At 39.5% G+C, this 17586-nt stretch carries 12 protein-coding genes and 2 rRNA genes; 6 read left to right on the top strand and 8 right to left on the bottom strand.

Features of this window, described 5'->3' with window-relative positions; all coding sequences use genetic code 11:
- Positions 1-260: 260 nt before the first annotated feature.
- Positions 261-3151, top strand: a 23S ribosomal RNA gene (locus tag L3V46_RS18970).
- A gap of 167 nt (positions 3152-3318) precedes the next feature.
- Positions 3319-3433: ribosomal RNA gene (gene rrf / locus L3V46_RS18965) — 5S ribosomal RNA — on the top strand.
- Positions 3434-3579: 146 nt separating this feature from the next.
- Here rrf and L3V46_RS18960 read toward each other — a convergent pair.
- Positions 3580-4953 carry a dihydrolipoyl dehydrogenase gene (locus L3V46_RS18960; protein WP_239046506.1) on the bottom strand — a complete coding sequence of 458 codons (1374 nt, stop codon included), beginning with the start codon at positions 4951-4953 and terminating at the stop codon, positions 3580-3582.
- 216 nt (positions 4954-5169) lie between these two features.
- On the opposite strand from L3V46_RS18960, the gene L3V46_RS18955 reads away from it, so the two are divergent.
- Complete coding sequence (locus L3V46_RS18955) at positions 5170-9627, top strand: Ig-like domain-containing protein (protein WP_239046505.1); 4458 nt, start codon at positions 5170-5172, stop codon at positions 9625-9627.
- Positions 9628-9977: 350 nt separating this feature from the next.
- Here the strand turns inward: L3V46_RS18955 and L3V46_RS18950 are convergent, their stop codons facing one another.
- The 4 genes from L3V46_RS18950 to thyA form a co-directional block, all read right to left on the bottom strand.
- Positions 9978-10418, bottom strand: a complete 441-nt coding sequence (locus L3V46_RS18950) for an META domain-containing protein (RefSeq protein WP_239046504.1) — start codon at positions 10416-10418, stop codon at positions 9978-9980.
- Between the two features lie 77 nt (positions 10419-10495).
- Positions 10496-11557 (bottom strand): DUF4105 domain-containing protein, encoded by a 1062-nt coding sequence (locus L3V46_RS18945; protein WP_239046503.1) that lies wholly within the window; start codon positions 11555-11557, stop codon positions 10496-10498.
- Between the two features lie 31 nt (positions 11558-11588).
- Positions 11589-12101 (bottom strand): dihydrofolate reductase, encoded by a 513-nt coding sequence (locus L3V46_RS18940; RefSeq protein ID WP_105713385.1) that lies wholly within the window; start codon positions 12099-12101, stop codon positions 11589-11591.
- Positions 12102-12180: 79 nt separating this feature from the next.
- The gene (thyA, locus tag L3V46_RS18935) at positions 12181-13023 is read right to left on the bottom strand and encodes a thymidylate synthase (protein WP_151801587.1); all 843 of its coding nucleotides are present in this window, start codon (positions 13021-13023) and stop codon (positions 12181-12183) included.
- A gap of 174 nt (positions 13024-13197) precedes the next feature.
- Between thyA and L3V46_RS18930 the strand changes: the two genes are divergently transcribed.
- A complete protein-coding gene (locus L3V46_RS18930) occupies positions 13198-13995 on the top strand; it encodes a YwqG family protein (protein WP_239046502.1) in 798 nt (265 codons plus the stop codon).
- Positions 13996-14402: 407 nt separating this feature from the next.
- Positions 14403-14930, top strand: a complete 528-nt coding sequence (locus L3V46_RS18925) for a hypothetical protein (RefSeq protein ID WP_004726489.1) — start codon at positions 14403-14405, stop codon at positions 14928-14930.
- A 108-nt stretch (positions 14931-15038) separates the two neighbouring features.
- Here the strand turns inward: L3V46_RS18925 and L3V46_RS18920 are convergent, their stop codons facing one another.
- The 3 genes from L3V46_RS18920 to lgt all read right to left on the bottom strand — a co-directional run bounded on the left by L3V46_RS18920 (position 15039) and on the right by lgt (position 16701).
- Positions 15039-15410 (bottom strand): hypothetical protein, encoded by a 372-nt coding sequence (locus tag L3V46_RS18920; protein WP_239046501.1) that lies wholly within the window; start codon positions 15408-15410, stop codon positions 15039-15041.
- The gene (locus L3V46_RS18915) at positions 15410-15796 is read right to left on the bottom strand and encodes a hypothetical protein (RefSeq protein ID WP_034609682.1); all 387 of its coding nucleotides are present in this window, start codon (positions 15794-15796) and stop codon (positions 15410-15412) included. The genes L3V46_RS18920 and L3V46_RS18915 overlap by 1 nt, the downstream gene beginning before the upstream one ends.
- Positions 15797-15882: 86 nt before the next feature.
- A complete protein-coding gene (gene lgt, locus L3V46_RS18910) occupies positions 15883-16701 on the bottom strand; it encodes a prolipoprotein diacylglyceryl transferase (protein ID WP_034609684.1) in 819 nt (272 codons plus the stop codon).
- A 94-nt stretch (positions 16702-16795) separates the two neighbouring features.
- Between lgt and L3V46_RS18905 the strand changes: the two genes are divergently transcribed.
- A complete protein-coding gene (locus L3V46_RS18905; RefSeq protein ID WP_239046500.1) occupies positions 16796-17578 on the top strand; it encodes an NRDE family protein in 783 nt (260 codons plus the stop codon).
- The last annotated feature ends 8 nt before the right edge of the window (positions 17579-17586 follow it).

Genomic DNA, 17586 nt, shown 5'->3' with positions numbered 1-17586 from the left:
CTCGCTGACGAGGCGGTAGTGAATCATTAACAGAATATATTTGAGTTGAAATAATTGTTTAAACTCGTTTTAGTTGATGTTAGCAAGTAATTGTTAATGTTGAATGAAATGAGCACTAGCGATAAAACTGAATCAAGCGTTTTGGTATATGAATTAAATTGAAGCTGTATAGTGATTAAATTCACAGGCAACAAATAGAAGTGATTAAGTTCACATTGTTGATCCTCCTTGTAGGGATTAACGACTGTTTGGGGTTGTATAGTCAAGTAATTAAGTGCATGTGGTGGATGCCTTGGCAGTCAGAGGCGATGAAAGACGTAATAGCCTGCGATAAGCTTCGGGGAGGCGGCAAATATCCTGTGATCCGGAGATTTCTGAATGGGGAAACCCACTTACCATAAGGTAGGTATCGCATGATGAATACATAGTCATGCGAGGCGAACGAGGGGAAGTGAAACATCTCAGTACCCTTAGGAAAAGAAATCAATTGAGATTCCCTCAGTAGCGGCGAGCGAACGGGGATCAGCCCATTAAGTTATATGTGTTTTAGCGGAAAGCTCTGGGAAGTGCTACCGTAGAGGGTGATAGTCCCGTACACGAAAGGGCACATATAATGATGACGAGTAGGGCGAGGCACGTGAAACCTTGTCTGAATATGGGGGGACCATCCTCCAAGGCTAAATACTCCTGACTGACCGATAGTGAACCAGTACCGTGAGGGAAAGGCGAAAAGAACCCCTGTGAGGGGAGTGAAATAGATCCTGAAACCGCATGCATACAAGCAGTGGGAGCCGACTTGTTCGGTGACTGCGTACCTTTTGTATAATGGGTCAGCGACTTATATTCAGTAGCAAGGTTAACCGTATAGGGGAGCCGTAGAGAAATCGAGTCTTAATAGGGCGTTTAGTTGCTGGGTATAGACCCGAAACCGGGTGATCTATCCATGAGCAGGTTGAAGGTTGGGTAACACTAACTGGAGGACCGAACCCACTGTCGTTGAAAAGCCAGGGGATGACTTGTGGATAGGGGTGAAAGGCTAATCAAACTCGGTGATAGCTGGTTCTCCCCGAAAGCTATTTAGGTAGCGCCTCGGACGAATACCATAGGGGGTAGAGCACTGTTTCGGCTAGGGGGTCATCCCGACTTACCAAACCGATGCAAACTCCGAATACCTATGAGTACTATCCGGGAGACAGACTGCGGGTGCTAACGTCCGTAGTCAAGAGGAAAACAATCCAGACCGCCAGCTAAGGCCCCCAAATTATAGTTAAGTGGGAAACGATGTGGGAAGGCATAGACAGCTAGGAGGTTGGCTTAGAAGCAGCCACCCTTTAAAGAAAGCGTAATAGCTCACTAGTCGAGTCGGCCTGCGCGGAAGATGTAACGGGGCTAAAACTATATGCCGAAGCTGCGGATGTGCACTATGTGCACGTGGTAGGGGAGCGTTCTGTAAGCCGATGAAGGTGTATTGAGAAGTATGCTGGAGGTATCAGAAGTGCGAATGCTGACGTGAGTAACGACAAAACGGGTGAAAAACCCGTTCGCTGAAAGACCAAGGGTTCCAGTCCAACGTTAATCGGGGCTGGGTGAGTCGACCCCTAAGGCGAGGCCGAGAGGCGTAGTCGATGGGAAATTGGTTAATATTCCAATACTTCTGTGTAATGCGATGAGAGGACGGAGAAAGTTAAGTCAGCCTGGCGTTGGTTGTCCAGGTGAAAGGCAGTAGGCATGCATCTTAGGCAAATCCGGGGTGCTCTATGCTGAGAGCTGATAGCAAGCTAGTTTACTAGCGAAGTGGCTGATACTATGCTTCCAGGAAAAGTCTCTAAGCTTCAGTTACACAGGAATCGTACCCTAAACCGACACAGGTGGTCAGGTCGAGTAGACCAAAGCGCTTGAGAGAACTCTGCTGAAGGAACTAGGCAAAATGGTACCGTAACTTCGGGAGAAGGTACGCTGCTGACGGTGATAGGACTTGCTCCTTGAGCTATTGGCAGCCACAGAAACCAGGCCCCTGCAACTGTTTATTAAAAACATAGCACTCTGCAAACACGAAAGTGGACGTATAGGGTGTGATGCCTGCCCGGTGCTGGAAGGTTAATTGATGGGGTTAGCGTAAGCGAAGCTCTTGATCGAAGCCCCAGTAAACGGCGGCCGTAACTATAACGGTCCTAAGGTAGCGAAATTCCTTGTCGGGTAAGTTCCGACCTGCACGAATGGCATAATGATGGGGGCGCTGTCTCCAGCAGAGGCTCAGTGAAATCGAAATCGCCGTGAAGATGCGGTGTACCCGCGGCTAGACGGAAAGACCCCGTGAACCTTTACTGCAGCTTGACATTGAACTTTGATCTTACTTGTGTAGGATAGGTGGGAGGCTTTGAAGTAGTGACGCCAGTTGCTATGGAGCCATCCTTGAAATACCACCCTGGTAATATTGAGGTTCTAACTCTGTCCCGTTATCCGGGACGAGGACCATGTCTGGTGGGTAGTTTGACTGGGGCGGTCTCCTCCTAAAGAGTAACGGAGGAGTACGAAGGTGCGCTCAGCGTGGTCGGAAATCACGCGTAGAGTATAAAGGCAAAAGCGCGCTTAACTGCGAGACCCACAAGTCGAGCAGGTACGAAAGTAGGTCTTAGTGATCCGGTGGTTCTGTATGGAAGGGCCATCGCTCAACGGATAAAAGGTACTCTGGGGATAACAGGCTGATACCGCCCAAGAGTTCATATCGACGGCGGTGTTTGGCACCTCGATGTCGGCTCATCTCATCCTGGGGCTGAAGCAGGTCCCAAGGGTATGGCTGTTCGCCATTTAAAGAGGTACGCGAGCTGGGTTTAGAACGTCGTGAGACAGTTCGGTCCCTATCTACCGTGGGCGTTGGAAATTTGAGAGGATCTGCTCCTAGTACGAGAGGACCAGAGTGGACGAACCTCTGGTGTACCGGTTGTGACGCCAGTCGCATCGCCGGGTAGCTATGTTCGGAAGGGATAACCGCTGAAAGCATCTAAGCGGGAAGCCTACCTCAAGATAAGATTTCCCTAGGACTTTATGTCCTCTAAAGAGCCGTTGAAGACTACGACGTTGATAGGTTGGATGTGGAAGTGCGGTGACGCATGAAGCTGACCAATACTAATTGCTCGTGAGGCTTGACTATACAACACCCAAGCAGTTGTATATGAAGCATCATTTGATTCATAAAAGATCAAACATACTTGATTTAGTTGTAAAGCTAGTTAAACTATTCAACTCAAATGTTCTGTTAAACTCATTTGGTACGAAGTAAGGCATTTAAATAAGACCCGAACAAGTCCATAACAGTTTGCTGGCGACAATAGCAAGAGTGAACCACCTGATCCCTTCCCGAACTCAGAAGTGAAACCTCTTAGCGCTGATGGTAGTGTGGGGTTACCCATGTGAGAGTAAGTCATCGCCAGCTTTTAAATCTAAAAACACCCCGTTCTTTAACGAGAGCGGGGTGTTTTTTTATGGGTGGTGTTTATTAGCGAAATGAAAAGAAAACTGCGAAAGGAAATATAAAAGCTCCATTCTTTAAAATAGAGCTTAATTTGATAGGTAAAAACGTTATTTAAGTTGTCTTCGGGCATGTTTTAATGCTGTTCTTAAGCCTTCTTCCAAGGTTGGATGATAAAAAGGTTTTGCTAATATCTCATCAATTGTCAGCTGTTCTGCAATGATCCAAGAGAGTAAGTGGGTCATATGTTCGGCAGACTCAACAAAAAGCTCAGCACCTAAGAGTTTTCTGCTTTGCTGATCTACATAAACTTCAACAGCACCTTTATTTTTACCTAAAACCAATGCACGACCTTGCTTTTCATAAGAAGCAAAACCTGTAACAAATATTGTGTCTGATTTTGACAACGTGGCAAAGTTTTGCCCAGCAATCCCCATTTCTGGACTACAGAACACAATACCTAAAGGGGATAGGTTATTTAAGTTGTGTATATTGGGAAAATTTAAACAACTTGAAACGACATTTCTTCCTTCATTTGCAGCCTCATGTTGTAAAGGCGTTTGGGTAAAAGCATCGCCAATAATAAATATTGGAAAATCAGCCAGTTGTTTAGTGGTGGGATGAACTGGTAATTGTTTTAAATCTGAGAATGACTGATCAATGTTTTCGAGGGACAAGGTTAATAAGTGTGTAACACGACCAGTCGCATTTAAAATATAGTCAACCTGTATGGCTTTAGATTCATTATTTTCGATAAATGATATTTCAACACCATTTTTAATATCTTGGATTGAATCAGGTAAAACTTCAAATTTAATATTAAGTTCTTTGGATAACTCTGCTTGTGCGATTTCTTGTAAATTAGGGCTACTAAGTACCCCCACTTTTTTGCTTCTTGCAAAAACAGTCGTATTTACGCCTAAGCGGTGCATCGCTTGAGCTAATTCGATTGCAATCACACCACTCCCGATCACGGCAATAGACTTAGGCAGTGTCTCAAGCTCAAATACTTCATCTGAAGTAATCAGTTTATTGCCTATTTTATTTTTCCAATCTTGGTTATAGGTCGGTGTTGAACCTACAGCAAGAATAAATGATTTAGATTGATAATGTTTTCCATCGACCTCAACCGTATTTGCATTTACAAATTTAGCTTCGCCATCAATTTTATGCGCAGTTTCCCAACTTTCTACATCTTTTAGCGTCGCACGAGCAAAGCGGTCACGTAAATTTCTGACATGTTGCATAACTTGACGTGTATCGATCTCTGCTTTTACCTCTAAAGCGACTTCTTTGGCATTTTGAATGTCATACATCCGATTTGCAGTTGAAATGAGAACTTTACTTGGCATACAGCCAACACGGACACAGGTTGTATCCCATGGACCTTTATTGATAATCAGTATGTTAGATGTATATTTGATTGCTTCTTTATATGCACTAATACCCGCAGTTCCTGCGCCAATGATGATGATGTCGTACATATCTTCTCCTCATTTAATTATATTGCAAGAAATATCAATTAAAGATTTAATAGCAATTTATAAAAAATATTCATATAAAGAGTGTCGTCAAATTATATTTTTTCAATATATCACAAGTATTAGATTGAAAAGTTTTGTAGATTTGAGTACATTTCGTGTAAAAGCCATAAAAGTATTTTTAGGGCAAAACTTATACTAAATACAATGGATGAAATTATGATTTACTTAACAAAATTTAAAGAATTAGGGGTTAAAGCAACAGTTCTGGCGTCCTCATTAGCTTTAGTGGCGTGTGGCGGCGGTGGAGGTGGTGGATATTATGGGGATGATAAGAATAATGGTGGAACAGGTACAGGAAATGGTGGTAATGGTTCAACCACGGATACTAAAAAAGTTGTAGAAAGTTTGGGGCTTTCGCTACAAGATGCTGAAGCTAAACCAATTGATGTTGCTTATGACAATTCTAAAGTCTTAATTTCAGTTCAAGCCTTGAACAGTGATAAAGGTGGTGTTGCTGCTAAACTGGTAAATTTATCGATTGCAGATAGTGAAAAATTAGGTGTAACAAGTAAGAGTTCTCAAGTAACGACTGGTGATGATGGTGTTGCGGTATTTGAATTAAATATTCCTACACTGAATGCGAATTCTGGAAAAGTACAGCTGACTGCAACTGTAGATGGAACAACAATTAAACAGGTTTATACCCTTAATATTAAAAAAACAAGCACGATTCAAAGTGAATATAATCTTAAAATCCAACAGGGAGTTGTGCTTAATTTACCAAAAGGTTCAGCTTCTATTACTGCCCAAGTCACAGATAAAAATGGTGGTGTAAAAGCGAATCAATCTGTATCTTTAGCTTTACCTGCTGAAATGCAAGGTAAATTTTCGATTACAAATGGTTCTACCTTAAAAACAGATGAGCTAGGCAAAGCAACTTTTAATATTACTGCGAATAGTGATTTAACGGCAGCTGACATTGCTCAACTTGTATTAACCTCGTCAAGTTTAGATTTTAAATTAGTGGATGAGTTTAAAGCTGAGAGCCAAGCAAAAGCATCAATTACTTTTAAAGATGTTTCTCAAATTGTTCAAAAATTAGAAATTGTTACTCAAGATAGCCCTATCGTTGCACAAGGTGGAACGACGCAAGTTACTGTTGTTGCAAAAAATAGTGATGGTAATCTTTTAACCAATAAAAAAGTAAAATTATCTTTTACAGATAGTAGTGCTGTATATGGTGTAACGATTGATCAGGCAGAAGTGACAACTGATGCGAAAGGCTATGCAGTATTTACCCTTAAATCTGCATCATCGTATCCGATTGCCTTATCTCAACAAGGAATTAACTTAAAAGCGACCTATAGTGATTCCGCAGATATTTTTGCAACAGCAACAGTTAAAGTGACAACTGCTGATACTGGAGCATCAAACCAGCAGGCACTTCAACGTCTTGAAATTGCATCTTCGTATCAGATTAATGCAAAAAATGATTCGATTACCATTACAGTCAAAGGAATTAATAATAAAGGTGAAGCCGCGACTCAAGGTAAGGTCAAACTGAGCCTAAATGCTGAAGCGAATTCTAATGGTGTTACTTTTGATGGAAGTGCAGAACAGGAATTTAAAACAGGTTATGTCACTTACACCTTAAAAACCAATGCTAAAACGCCGGCAGCTGTTGAAGCTTTAGTTGCGGCAGGTATTACTGCAACATTTACCACCGATAATAATGTAACGAACAGCATTAAGATTACAGTAGAAGATGAAGCGAAGTCAGAGGAAGCATTAAGTTATCTTGCAATAGACCCGATTAATGTGGCCTATGATTACACTAAGGATCAAACCATTGTAGTCAAAGTGAAAGCTACAGGTGTAAAAGGTAGTGCATTAAAAGGAGAGACTGTTAATTTAGGATTTTCAACGGCATATTCAGTTTCAGAGTTGCAAAGCCTAGGATTAAGTCTATCCAGTTCTGCGGATGCACTTACGGATGCAACAGGTTATGCAACCTTTACCTATCAGTATAAAGCAAGTGGAAGTCCAACCCAAAAAGCATTAGTTGAGAATGGTTTAGGCCTCATTGCTAAACCAACCAATGGAGTTGGCGCGGCAAGTACAGTCAATCTCAATTTCAAAGCACCAACAGCTCAAGGTGAAATTGATTTAGATCACTTGAATATTGATATGTTGGGTAGCCTCATTTTAACAGCAAATAACGAACAAACATTCGATGTAACCGTTAATGCGTTGGGTACAGATGGTAAGGCGCTGGCGAATCAAAAAGTGTCTATCGGGCTAAATGATGCAGCGACAAGTAATGGAGCGAGCCTCGCTACGGCGGCAACACTTACAACGAATGCCCAAGGTCAAGCAACGTTTAAGATTAAGGTGAAAGCCAATAATATAAGTGAGTTGGCAAACTTGGTTGCAAATGGCCTTACCGTGGCTGTAAAAGGAGTACGTACCGATGGCTCTGCTTATACCGTTACACGTAAAGTTGAGATCTCTCAACCTGTGGTTATCATTCCAGATTTGGCTGCGTTAAGTCTGAGCTATGATGTTCAAACCGTTTCTGTATTGGGTGGAGAAGTCCGTGTTAAAGTAATTGCTAAAGATGAGAATGGAACAATTATTCCAAATACATCTGTCGCGATTGCATTATCAAGTTTAGCGGGTTCTCGAGTTTCATTGTCAGACTCCAATTTAACAACAAATAGTAAGGGTGAAGCTGAATTTACCATTAGAGTTGCTGAAGGTGCTTATGATGCGAGCTTAATCAAGAATGGCATCACGTTTGCTGTTGTGGGTACAAATCGTAATAATGGTGATCGTATTCAGCAGACGGGTTCGATTCAGGTTGCTATCCCTCAAGATTCTGTAAACTTGCGTTTAACTGCTGATAAAAAAGAATTAGAGTTTGGCAAAAGTTATCAAGTTCAAGTTGCAGTTAAAGATGAATTGGGTGCTAATACAGGCTATCCTGTAAATTTAGCTTTAAATAAAGAAGCTTATGATGCAGGAATTCGTTTAAGTAATGATTCGCTAGTCACAGCAGCAAATGGTCAAACACAGATTACGATTACGATTCCAAAAGATATTCCAAGTGCTGCTAAACAAGCATTAATTGATTTAGGTTCTAAAGCAATTCAAATCAAAGGTACGATTAAAAATCCGAAGGGTGTTGATGTTGTATCTACCTTAGAATTTAGTGTTTTTGAGGCAGTGAATCCAAATCATTTAACTATAGATTCTTCTAAGGCAAGTTTAAGTGTTGCTGGTGATAAAACAATTGTTAAAGTGCAATTGCTTGATAACAATGGTCTTCCTGTTAGAGATGAAGATGTAACCTTAGCGGCGAATAATTCTGCGACATTGATTATTGGAACACCAGGAGATGGACACCCAACAAATACAAGTAAACCACAGACTGTAAAAACTGACTCAAATGGTAATGCTTTCTTCTCTGTGGAAGTGGATGGTAATACTGCTGATGGAGACTTGTTATTGGCAAGTGGTATTGAACTCACAGCAAGTAATACCAATACAAATGGTGCCTTAACAACACAGATTTATCGTTTAACGGCATTTAAACCTTCACCAACAGCACCTCAACCTGCGCGTTATAATTTACGAATCGAGTCGAATAAAGCAACACTAAATGTGCGTAATGATCTAGCAAATGTTACGGTGACTTTAGTCGATCAAAATGGTGGCGGTGTTGCGAATAAATATGTCAACTTGAATATCAAAGATTTTGTTCGAAATGGTGTAATTATTGTTGGTGCATCTGGTTTAACAACCGACCAAAATGGACAAGCAGTATTTAAAGTTAAGGTTGATGAAAGTGCACGTAATGCGACATATACTGCAGCAGCATTTGATGCTGATGATTTAAATTTAACAGCGACATTCAGTGAAGTTGGGTATTTAGACGCAACTCAAATTTCACGTATTGATGTTGTGCAGTCAGTTGTGCAGAATCCAGTTGCATCAATTGTCATCGGTGTTAATCCTACAGAAACGGGATCTTCAAATGACGGTGTGTACTACACGAAAAATTTATCAGTAAGTGTTGTCGATTTTGATGGTAAGCCGTTAGCGAATCAAAAAGTGGAAATGGATATTAATCCAACTAATTATGTTAAAGGTCGTTACATTTGGGCGTTAGCACCTGTGCCTGGCTCTGATCCAGTATTAAAATGGGTTGGACCTGGTAGTGGTTATTATAACTTGAACAATCCAAATATTTATTTAAGTAATGGTATTCCAATGAACAATAATGGAACGCCAGCAGATACGACTGATGACTTTCCTGCATTAACAACAATCAATTCAGCACATAGTTGTGCTGTAACCGCGCCATATAGTGCAATTACCAATAATGAAGTAAACAGCATTCCAGTTAAAGTACCAACATTCTTAGGACAAGGGGCTACGGCAACGTATACAACGGATGCTGAAGGGAAATTTGATTTTGTGATTCGTTATCCGAAGATTTATGCTCAATGGCTTAATGTACAAATTGGCGCATCATCACAAGTTGCGACATTACCATTTAGAACGACATATAATTTAGGGCTCGCTTCAGTTGCATCTGATTACAGTACTGATGGGACATACGGACCAAATTTAAACAGTCCTTATGGTATCAATACGACTACATGCCCATAATTCTTATTGATCAAAAAACAGCGCTTCGGCGCTGTTTTTTTATTTAACAGATGTTCCCATACTTACCCCAACCGTAGGTCTTACATTCATTGAACTACATGCAGATAGAAGTAGACATGAGATCAAGATAAGGCCAATAACTTTCATAGAAATATCCAAATTTTAAGTTGTTGTTATTCTAATCCTAATGATAAGACAGCGTGTGTAGTAAAATTATTGTCTTTCATTGATTGAGTTAAAAAATTTTATTCAATTTCATTGTTGGTATTAGATTTTATAATTGGAGGTGTTTAAAAGCCTAACGTTTTAAGCTTTTAAACAGGAGTATACAAATAAGTGATTCGGTGATGTTATGGCGTTGTAAATTGCAAAACACGATTCCCATATTGATCGACTAACTTTAACGTTTTGTCATAGACTTGATAACCTTTCACCTTATTGAGTGCTTCAGTATAGTCAGCCGCGAGTTTCATAGTGTCCTGACAATACATCCGAGTAGAGCCGAGTTGCCCTAAGGTTAAGTGCTGTCCTTTGATGGCGTATGCACCCATAATACGATTACAACCATCTGCACCACTTACCCGTAAATCTGAACCAAATTGAATATTTGGTACGTTGTGAGCATTTGACGTTGCTTTATATTCTGTTGCACCAATATGCGTAAGTGTCCAATTTTTGTTTTGCAACAAACTTAAATTTTGGCTTTGTTGATCGGCGCTTGGTGTAGATGCACATCCAGAAAACAAGAGCGTTGCTGTGATGAATGTGGTTGCGAGTATGGATTTAAACATGCGTATTCTCCTAATTTTAATGATTATATAAACAAAATTGAGTTAAACCATAAAGACGAGCTGACTAAAGCTATACATTATTGAGCATGTTCATCAGGTAAACCAAAACGAATCACTTTAGAAAAGTTATCACTATTTTGATATTTAAACTGAGCATATTCAGCTGTTCTTGGATTGATATGTGCTTTTTTATACCATTCTTTGATTGACCATTGATGATTTAATGCACCCAAATCATAAAGATAATTGGGTAAATAACCTGAAGCCAATAAACGATAATCTGTTGGTAATTTTTCAGGGGAAATCGCCTGAACCATATCAAAAACCAAAGTTGTACAGTTACTGGTTAGGGTGTTGTACCACTTTGGATGTTCTGCCAAAGCGGAAGATTTCAAAAGATACTCTTCAAATAATGCTTTGGTTTCTGCTTTTGGTAGTTGAATCGGGAAAAAATAAACCTGCTCACCTCGAATATTACTCCGTGTATAAACAATATCTTTTTCATCTGCAGCGATTAGACTTAGCTCAAACTGTCTAAAAAACCCACCAATTGCAGAAAAGTTTTCATTTTTTTCTTTCCGAATTTCAATGGAAAAAACGAGTGGGCGCTGATTTAAAAAATCAAAGCTAACCAAGGTATGGGCAATCTGTGGTCCCATCCAATAAGAGGTGATGATATTGACGCCTGTAATCTCATCTAAGTTGTAGCTTCTGGTTTCCCAGCGTTCGTCATATTGATCAGGGGAGTGCCAATTAAAGTTACGGACATTATGAATCGTGACAAGATTACCTTGCTGCTCGTAAGTAAAAATTCTGGAAACTTCTGGACTCCATTGACGATCTTGTTGCGCAGGAATATTAAAGTACCAGACTAAGCTGACAATAAAGGCGATGATATAGATCAAACAGTCAGTTTTTCGGCTAAATATATTTTTAGTAAAATAGATCCCAAGAATACTCAGTGCAAAAATAATCCAAATAGGGATGATGATATAACTGAAAATCTTTCCTAAGGGGTGTTGAATCCAAATCGCGAAACAAAACCACAGGCTGCTCAATACCACAAATAAGCTAAACAAGGAATGGATTATCCCCATTCCAAGTGTATGCAGTATTGATCTTGCTTTTAAGCTATCCATAAGCCACTATTTTTATTCATAAAGTTCAGTGCTATTTTCGGTATGTTGCAAACTCAAAAGCAATAGCTGTTTTGTCATCAACATGTGACTCGCTCGCAACTTTTTTAAATTCCGTTGGAATTTCAGGATAATACGCATCACCTTGTACATCGAGCTCAATGTGGGTGAGCTCTAAACGATCGGCAATGTGCATGGTTTGTTTAAAAATTTCACCACCACCAATGATAAAGATACTGGCAGGTTTTTCTGATGCCAATACATCAGGAATCGCTTGTTCCAAAGCAGCATCTATACTATGGGCCGTTTTAACCCCAGCAAAACTCCAATCCTGATCACGGGTAATTACCCAATTGACACGTTTAGGTAATGCACGTCCCATCGATTCAAGCGTTTTACGTCCCATCACCACAACACCACCTTGGGTGATTTCTTTGAAGTGCTTAAGGTCTGCTGAAATATGCCATGGAAGATCGTTCGCTTTACCAATGCAGCGTTGTTGATCCATTGCAACGACATGCACAATTTCAAAGTTTTTAAATGTCATAATGAATTCGCTTATTATCCATTGGAAAATTTTCCCTCCTATTGCAAGGAGGGAATAAGGAAAGACTGAATTAAAATATTTAAACAGCTACAGGTGCTTTAATTGCAGGATGTGACTCATAACCTGTAATTTCAATATCTTCAAATTTAAAGTCAAAAATATCCTTAATTTCAGGATTTAACTTGAGTTGGCACAGTGGTAAGGGCTCACGTGTTAACTGAAGTTTTGCTTGTTCAAAATGGTTAACATATAAATGTGTATCACCGCCAGTCCAGACAAAATCACCTACGCCTAAACCACAAACTTGAGCAACCATATGAGTCAGTAGAGCATAGCTGGCAATATTAAATGGCACCCCTAAGAAAACATCTGCACTACGTTGATAAAGTTGGCAAGACAACTTTCCATCCTGAACAAAAAATTGGAATAAAGTGTGGCATGGCGGTAAGGCAACTTTACCTGCTTCATTTGGGTTCCAGCCAGACACAATCAAACGACGTGAGTTTGGATTGGTCTTGATTTCATTGACCAACCAACTGATTTGGTCAAAACCATCATTTTCAAACAAACCATTGTCTTTTTGCGTTGCGCCAAAGTTACGCCATTGATGACCATAGACTGGGCCCAATTCCCCTTCAGGGCGTCCAAAACGGGCAGTCTGCTCAGCGGTAGACCATTCATCCCAAATCGAAACTTTATTGTCTTTAAGATATTGAACGTTGGTGTCGCCTTTTAGGAACCACAGCAGTTCAATCACAATGGAGCGGAAATGAACTTTTTTAGTGGTTAGTAGCGGAAACCCTTTTGACAAGTCAAAACGCATTTGATGACCAAATACAGAACGAGTACCTGTACCAGTACGATCACCTTTGTCACCGCCATCGTCTAGGATATGTTGTAGAAGGTCTAAATACGCTTTCATATAGTGTCCAATTTGGGGCGTCTATACGACATAAATGACAGATTATGTCGCATGATTACCCATTCGTAATGTTTCTGAATAGCTTCAGAGTTTATACTAATCTGAGTTTCTTTTTAAGCTAGATTATTTTCTGTTTTGCATCCATCTAACAGCTAAAACTAAGAGTATTTGAAAATGAGTATAAATTTGAATGAGCTCCCAGCATGTTTACAGCCATATAAAACGCAAATTATTGCGACAAAAAAAGACAGTATAGAAATATCATTAGTGCCGACTGAAAATTTACAGATTTGGCAAAGCAAAGTGGGTGGAGATCCCTATTTACCTGTAGGAAAGCAATATCCGCAGAGTGCGGAGGGGGATGACCTACAATTATTGGCGCAGATCAATTTTGCAGAAGTGCCAGAAAATCAACATTATCCAAAATCTGGAATTTTACAGTTTTTTATCAATCCGCATGATGATTTATATGGTCTCAATTTTGATGATCAAAAAAAGCAAGATGGCTTTCGCGTGGTTTTTTATGACAAGATTGAGCAAGATCTTGCACTTTTACAAAGTGATTTTCCAAGTTTTGCTGAGGACGATATTTATAGTCCTATCGCAGGGCAGTCTGCGATTCAGTTTGAGAAGGCAGAAAGCTATATTGATATGAATAATTTTGATTTTGCTCAAAAAGTCACAGACCCTTATGAAAGAGAAGATGAGGAAGAGTTTTGTGATGAGTACAGTGAAGTTTTTTCTGCAAGCGGTCATCGTTTAGGGGGATATCCATTTTTTACTCAATCTGATCCGCGTGAATACAATGAATCTATTCAAGATTATATTTTGCTGTTGCAGATTGATACAGGTGAAGCTGAAGGTATTGAGATCATGTGGGGCGACTCAGGTGTAGGGAACTTCTTTATTCATCCTGATGATCTTGAAAAAAGAGATTTCTCTAAAGTGGTGTATAACTGGGATTGTTATTAAGCACCGACGGCATAATTTCTAAAAAGCTGATGTTGATAACGTCAGCTTTTTATTGAAAAAATCTTTCTTTGGCATACGATTTTGCTGAATTCATAAAACAAAAGTGTGACTCAATTGACAGTTTAATATGTTGATTAGATTAAGAAAATATTTTAATGATACGGCCGAGCAAACTTTTATTGATTAATTTTTAAACAAACAAACCCAGATGATGAATTGTGTAATGTCAGCAGTTTCAGTAGCTTGAGGCGTTACAAATGAGATTTATTAACACTTACATATTTTTTTACATGTTTTAAGTCTACATTTTAAGAATTGCTGATTACTATTCATGGCTTGTGAAAAGTTGTTATTGGTTTAAACAAGGTGGTTTGAATCAATTCAAAAGGGCAGTTTGAGGACAATGCATGATTTACGACCACAATGTTAATATGAATGAATACGTGAATCCCACGGTTCATATTCAGATTCGATCGGAAAATCAAAATAATAATTTTCGACCAGATGAATACTTAAAAAATAAAGCATTTGAAACTTTTAAAAATCAAACTGAAGCATTTAAGAAAGAAAGCTTAATCGATATTAGCAAATTTACTGAAAAACTTGTCAGTATGTCACGTAGTACTACTGCACATCGTTGTGCAAGATATGTGCGTATAGCGCTTGAATCAGCCGGTGCGCGTTTTTCTGATCATCCTGTTGCCGCTTCAGATTGGGGTTCGACTTTAACTGAGATTGGTTATAAGCAAATCCGTCCTGACTTCGATAATCCTCAAGAAGGTGATATTTATATCATCAACAGTACCAGTCGCCATCGTTATGGTCATATTGCTGGATTTACAGGTTCTCAATGGGTTTCTGATTTTAGACAACGTAGTTACGATGTGTATAAAGACCCAAATGTAACCTATGAATATTATCGTCTAGCTGCTTAGTTTCACAGTCAAAAGCATTTAATCTATTACGGATTAAAAGATAAAAAAGGAAGCTTTTGGAATGAAAGGCTTCCTTTTTTATTGCAATGCTTTTTTACTACAACACCTTTAGTCAAAACGTTTTGCGCGATTTTGATAAATTGACACGATAAATAGACCCAATGCAGCAAAGCCAATGGCTTGAATCGAGGTCAATACTTTATGTTGTGTGGGTAAAAAAGCCATTAAAAGCATAAGTGCAAGCAATGGGTAGATTGAAAATAAAATTTTAAAACCTTGAGCATAGACATTCTGTTGAGCAATTTTTAGCCCCAGCATTCCTAATAAATGCGTAGAGATTCCAATTGCTAAACATATCACGGTAAACGTTGGACTTAACTTCTCAATCGTGGCGCAATAATAAATTATCACACAGGTTAAGATTGAGATGATCACTTTCATTTCACGGCTACAGCGCGCTGAATACCAAAAATCTAACATTATTTAGACGCTTGTTCAGATGAATTTTTATTGAGTAGCGAGAGTGGTGAAAAAATACAAACTGCTAGGGCCATAAAACCAATACCTTGAGCGCCTGGGATTAAAATTTCACCATTGTTCATATTTTTAAAAACCAATGCCAAAACTAAAGCCAGTGGAATCCAGGTCAATAAACGATAAAGAAATCCTGTTGGACGTTGGGCTGCAAAATGAACCTTACAGTAACGACAAATCAGAAAAATAATACCTGTACCTGCAAAAAGTAAAATATTATCAGGGGTTAGAGGCTGGTACCAATATAGTCCAATAGTGACCAGTGCCAATAAAATAAGGAAAATGAGCTTCTTTGCAACCGAGACTTTAGGATCAAACCAAAATTCAAGCATAGTGATTTCGTTTAAATTGAATAATGATAATTTAGCATAAAAAAGGTGAAGCTTAGCTTCACCTTTTTAAACTTAGCCCATAAGGCTTAAGTATTTTTTTGTGGACCCCAGTCAAAAATTTTCTTTTGGTAAGCGTACCAAATTAACCACAATCCAATCAGAATCATTGGGAATGAGAGGATTTGACCTTTGGTCATCCAGCCAAACAGAATATAACCTTGATCTGCATCAGGTTCACGGAAGAATTCCATAAAGAATCGAGCACAGCCATAACCCATTAGAAAAATTGCAGATACGGCATAACGTGGGCGTGGTTTAGCACTATAGAACCATAGAATAAGGAACAGCAGCAGTCCTTCACACAGCGCTTGATAGAGCTGAGATGGATGACGAACCAAATGTAGTGGATCAGTCGGGAAGATCATACCTAGCGCAAAGTTAGGGTCAGAAACTTGGCGGCCATATAATTCACCACCAATGAAGTTACCAATTCGACCAAACATCAAGCCCGTCGGTACACAGGGTGCAATGAAGTCCAGTGTTTCAAACCAAGTTTTCTTATATTTATGACACCACAAAAGCATGGCGATCATTACGCCAAGGAAGCCCCCGTGGAAACTCATACCACCAGTCCAGACTTTAAATAGCCAGATAGGATCTGCTAAAAATTTGCCAAACTCGTAAAATAAGACATAACCAACACGACCACCGAGTACAACCCCAAGTGCGCCATAGAACACCAGATCTGAAACCATTTCAGAGTTCCAGTCAGCACGTTGTTTGGCACGATAAGTGGCAAGGCCCCAAGCACATAAAAATGCCAAGAGATACATCAGCCCATACCAATGGACGTTGAGTGGACCCAGTGATATTGCAACTGGGTCAATATTCGGGTAGGTAAGCATTCCCAATCCTTGATTTTCTATTTTGCACAGATTTTAGCTGAAACATATTAAAAATGTTGTACATTCAATGTGTAAACTTCATGGAATGTATTTTATGTGTATTGTGGCATTGGCTTGGCAAGTTTTGGATGATTTACCTGTTTGTTTAATTTCAAATCGTGACGAATTCTACCACCGTCCAAGCACTCAATTACAGTCGTGGTCGAACAGTCCGATTATTGCAGGGCAAGATTTGCAATCCGGCGGAACATGGATGGGGGTCACACCACAGGGACGTTGGGCAGTGATTACCAATTATCGTGATGGTACTGATAAACAAACTTATCCCACTACACGTGGCTATTTGATTCAAGCTTTTTTAGCGTCAGATCAAACACCGATTCGTTTTGCACAAGCACTGGAAAAACAGCAAAGAGATTATGCGGGTTTTAACTTATTTGTGGGTGATCGACAGCAAGCTGTTTATATGAGTAATCGTGGTGAAGCCCCACAAGTATTATCCCAAGGTGTATTTGTTGTTTCAAATGGCTTGATGTCAGACGATTGGGAAAAAACTAAGCATTTACGTAAACGCTTTACCCAAGAATTTTTACCCATGCTGCAAGTTCCTGCTATCCCTGAACAAGATCTACAATTCGCTGTTTGGGATATTTTAGAAGATGAACGAAAAATTATTCCTGATTTATTACCCAATACTGGAATTAATCCTGAAATGGAAGCGTTGTTGTCTTCAACATTTATTCAAAGTCCAATTTATGGCACACGCTGTTCCAACTTTTTAAGAATAAGCAGTACGCAGATTGATTGGATCGAAAAAACACAACAAGGTGAACATATGGGCGAGTTAGTCGAGATTAAGCGCGCTATTGAAAAATAAAAAGCCAT

This window comes from Acinetobacter sp. AG3, assembly GCF_022343575.1.
Classification (GTDB): Bacteria; Pseudomonadota; Gammaproteobacteria; order Pseudomonadales; family Moraxellaceae; genus Acinetobacter; species Acinetobacter guillouiae.
This window is presented reverse-complemented; position numbering and strand designations above follow the sequence as displayed.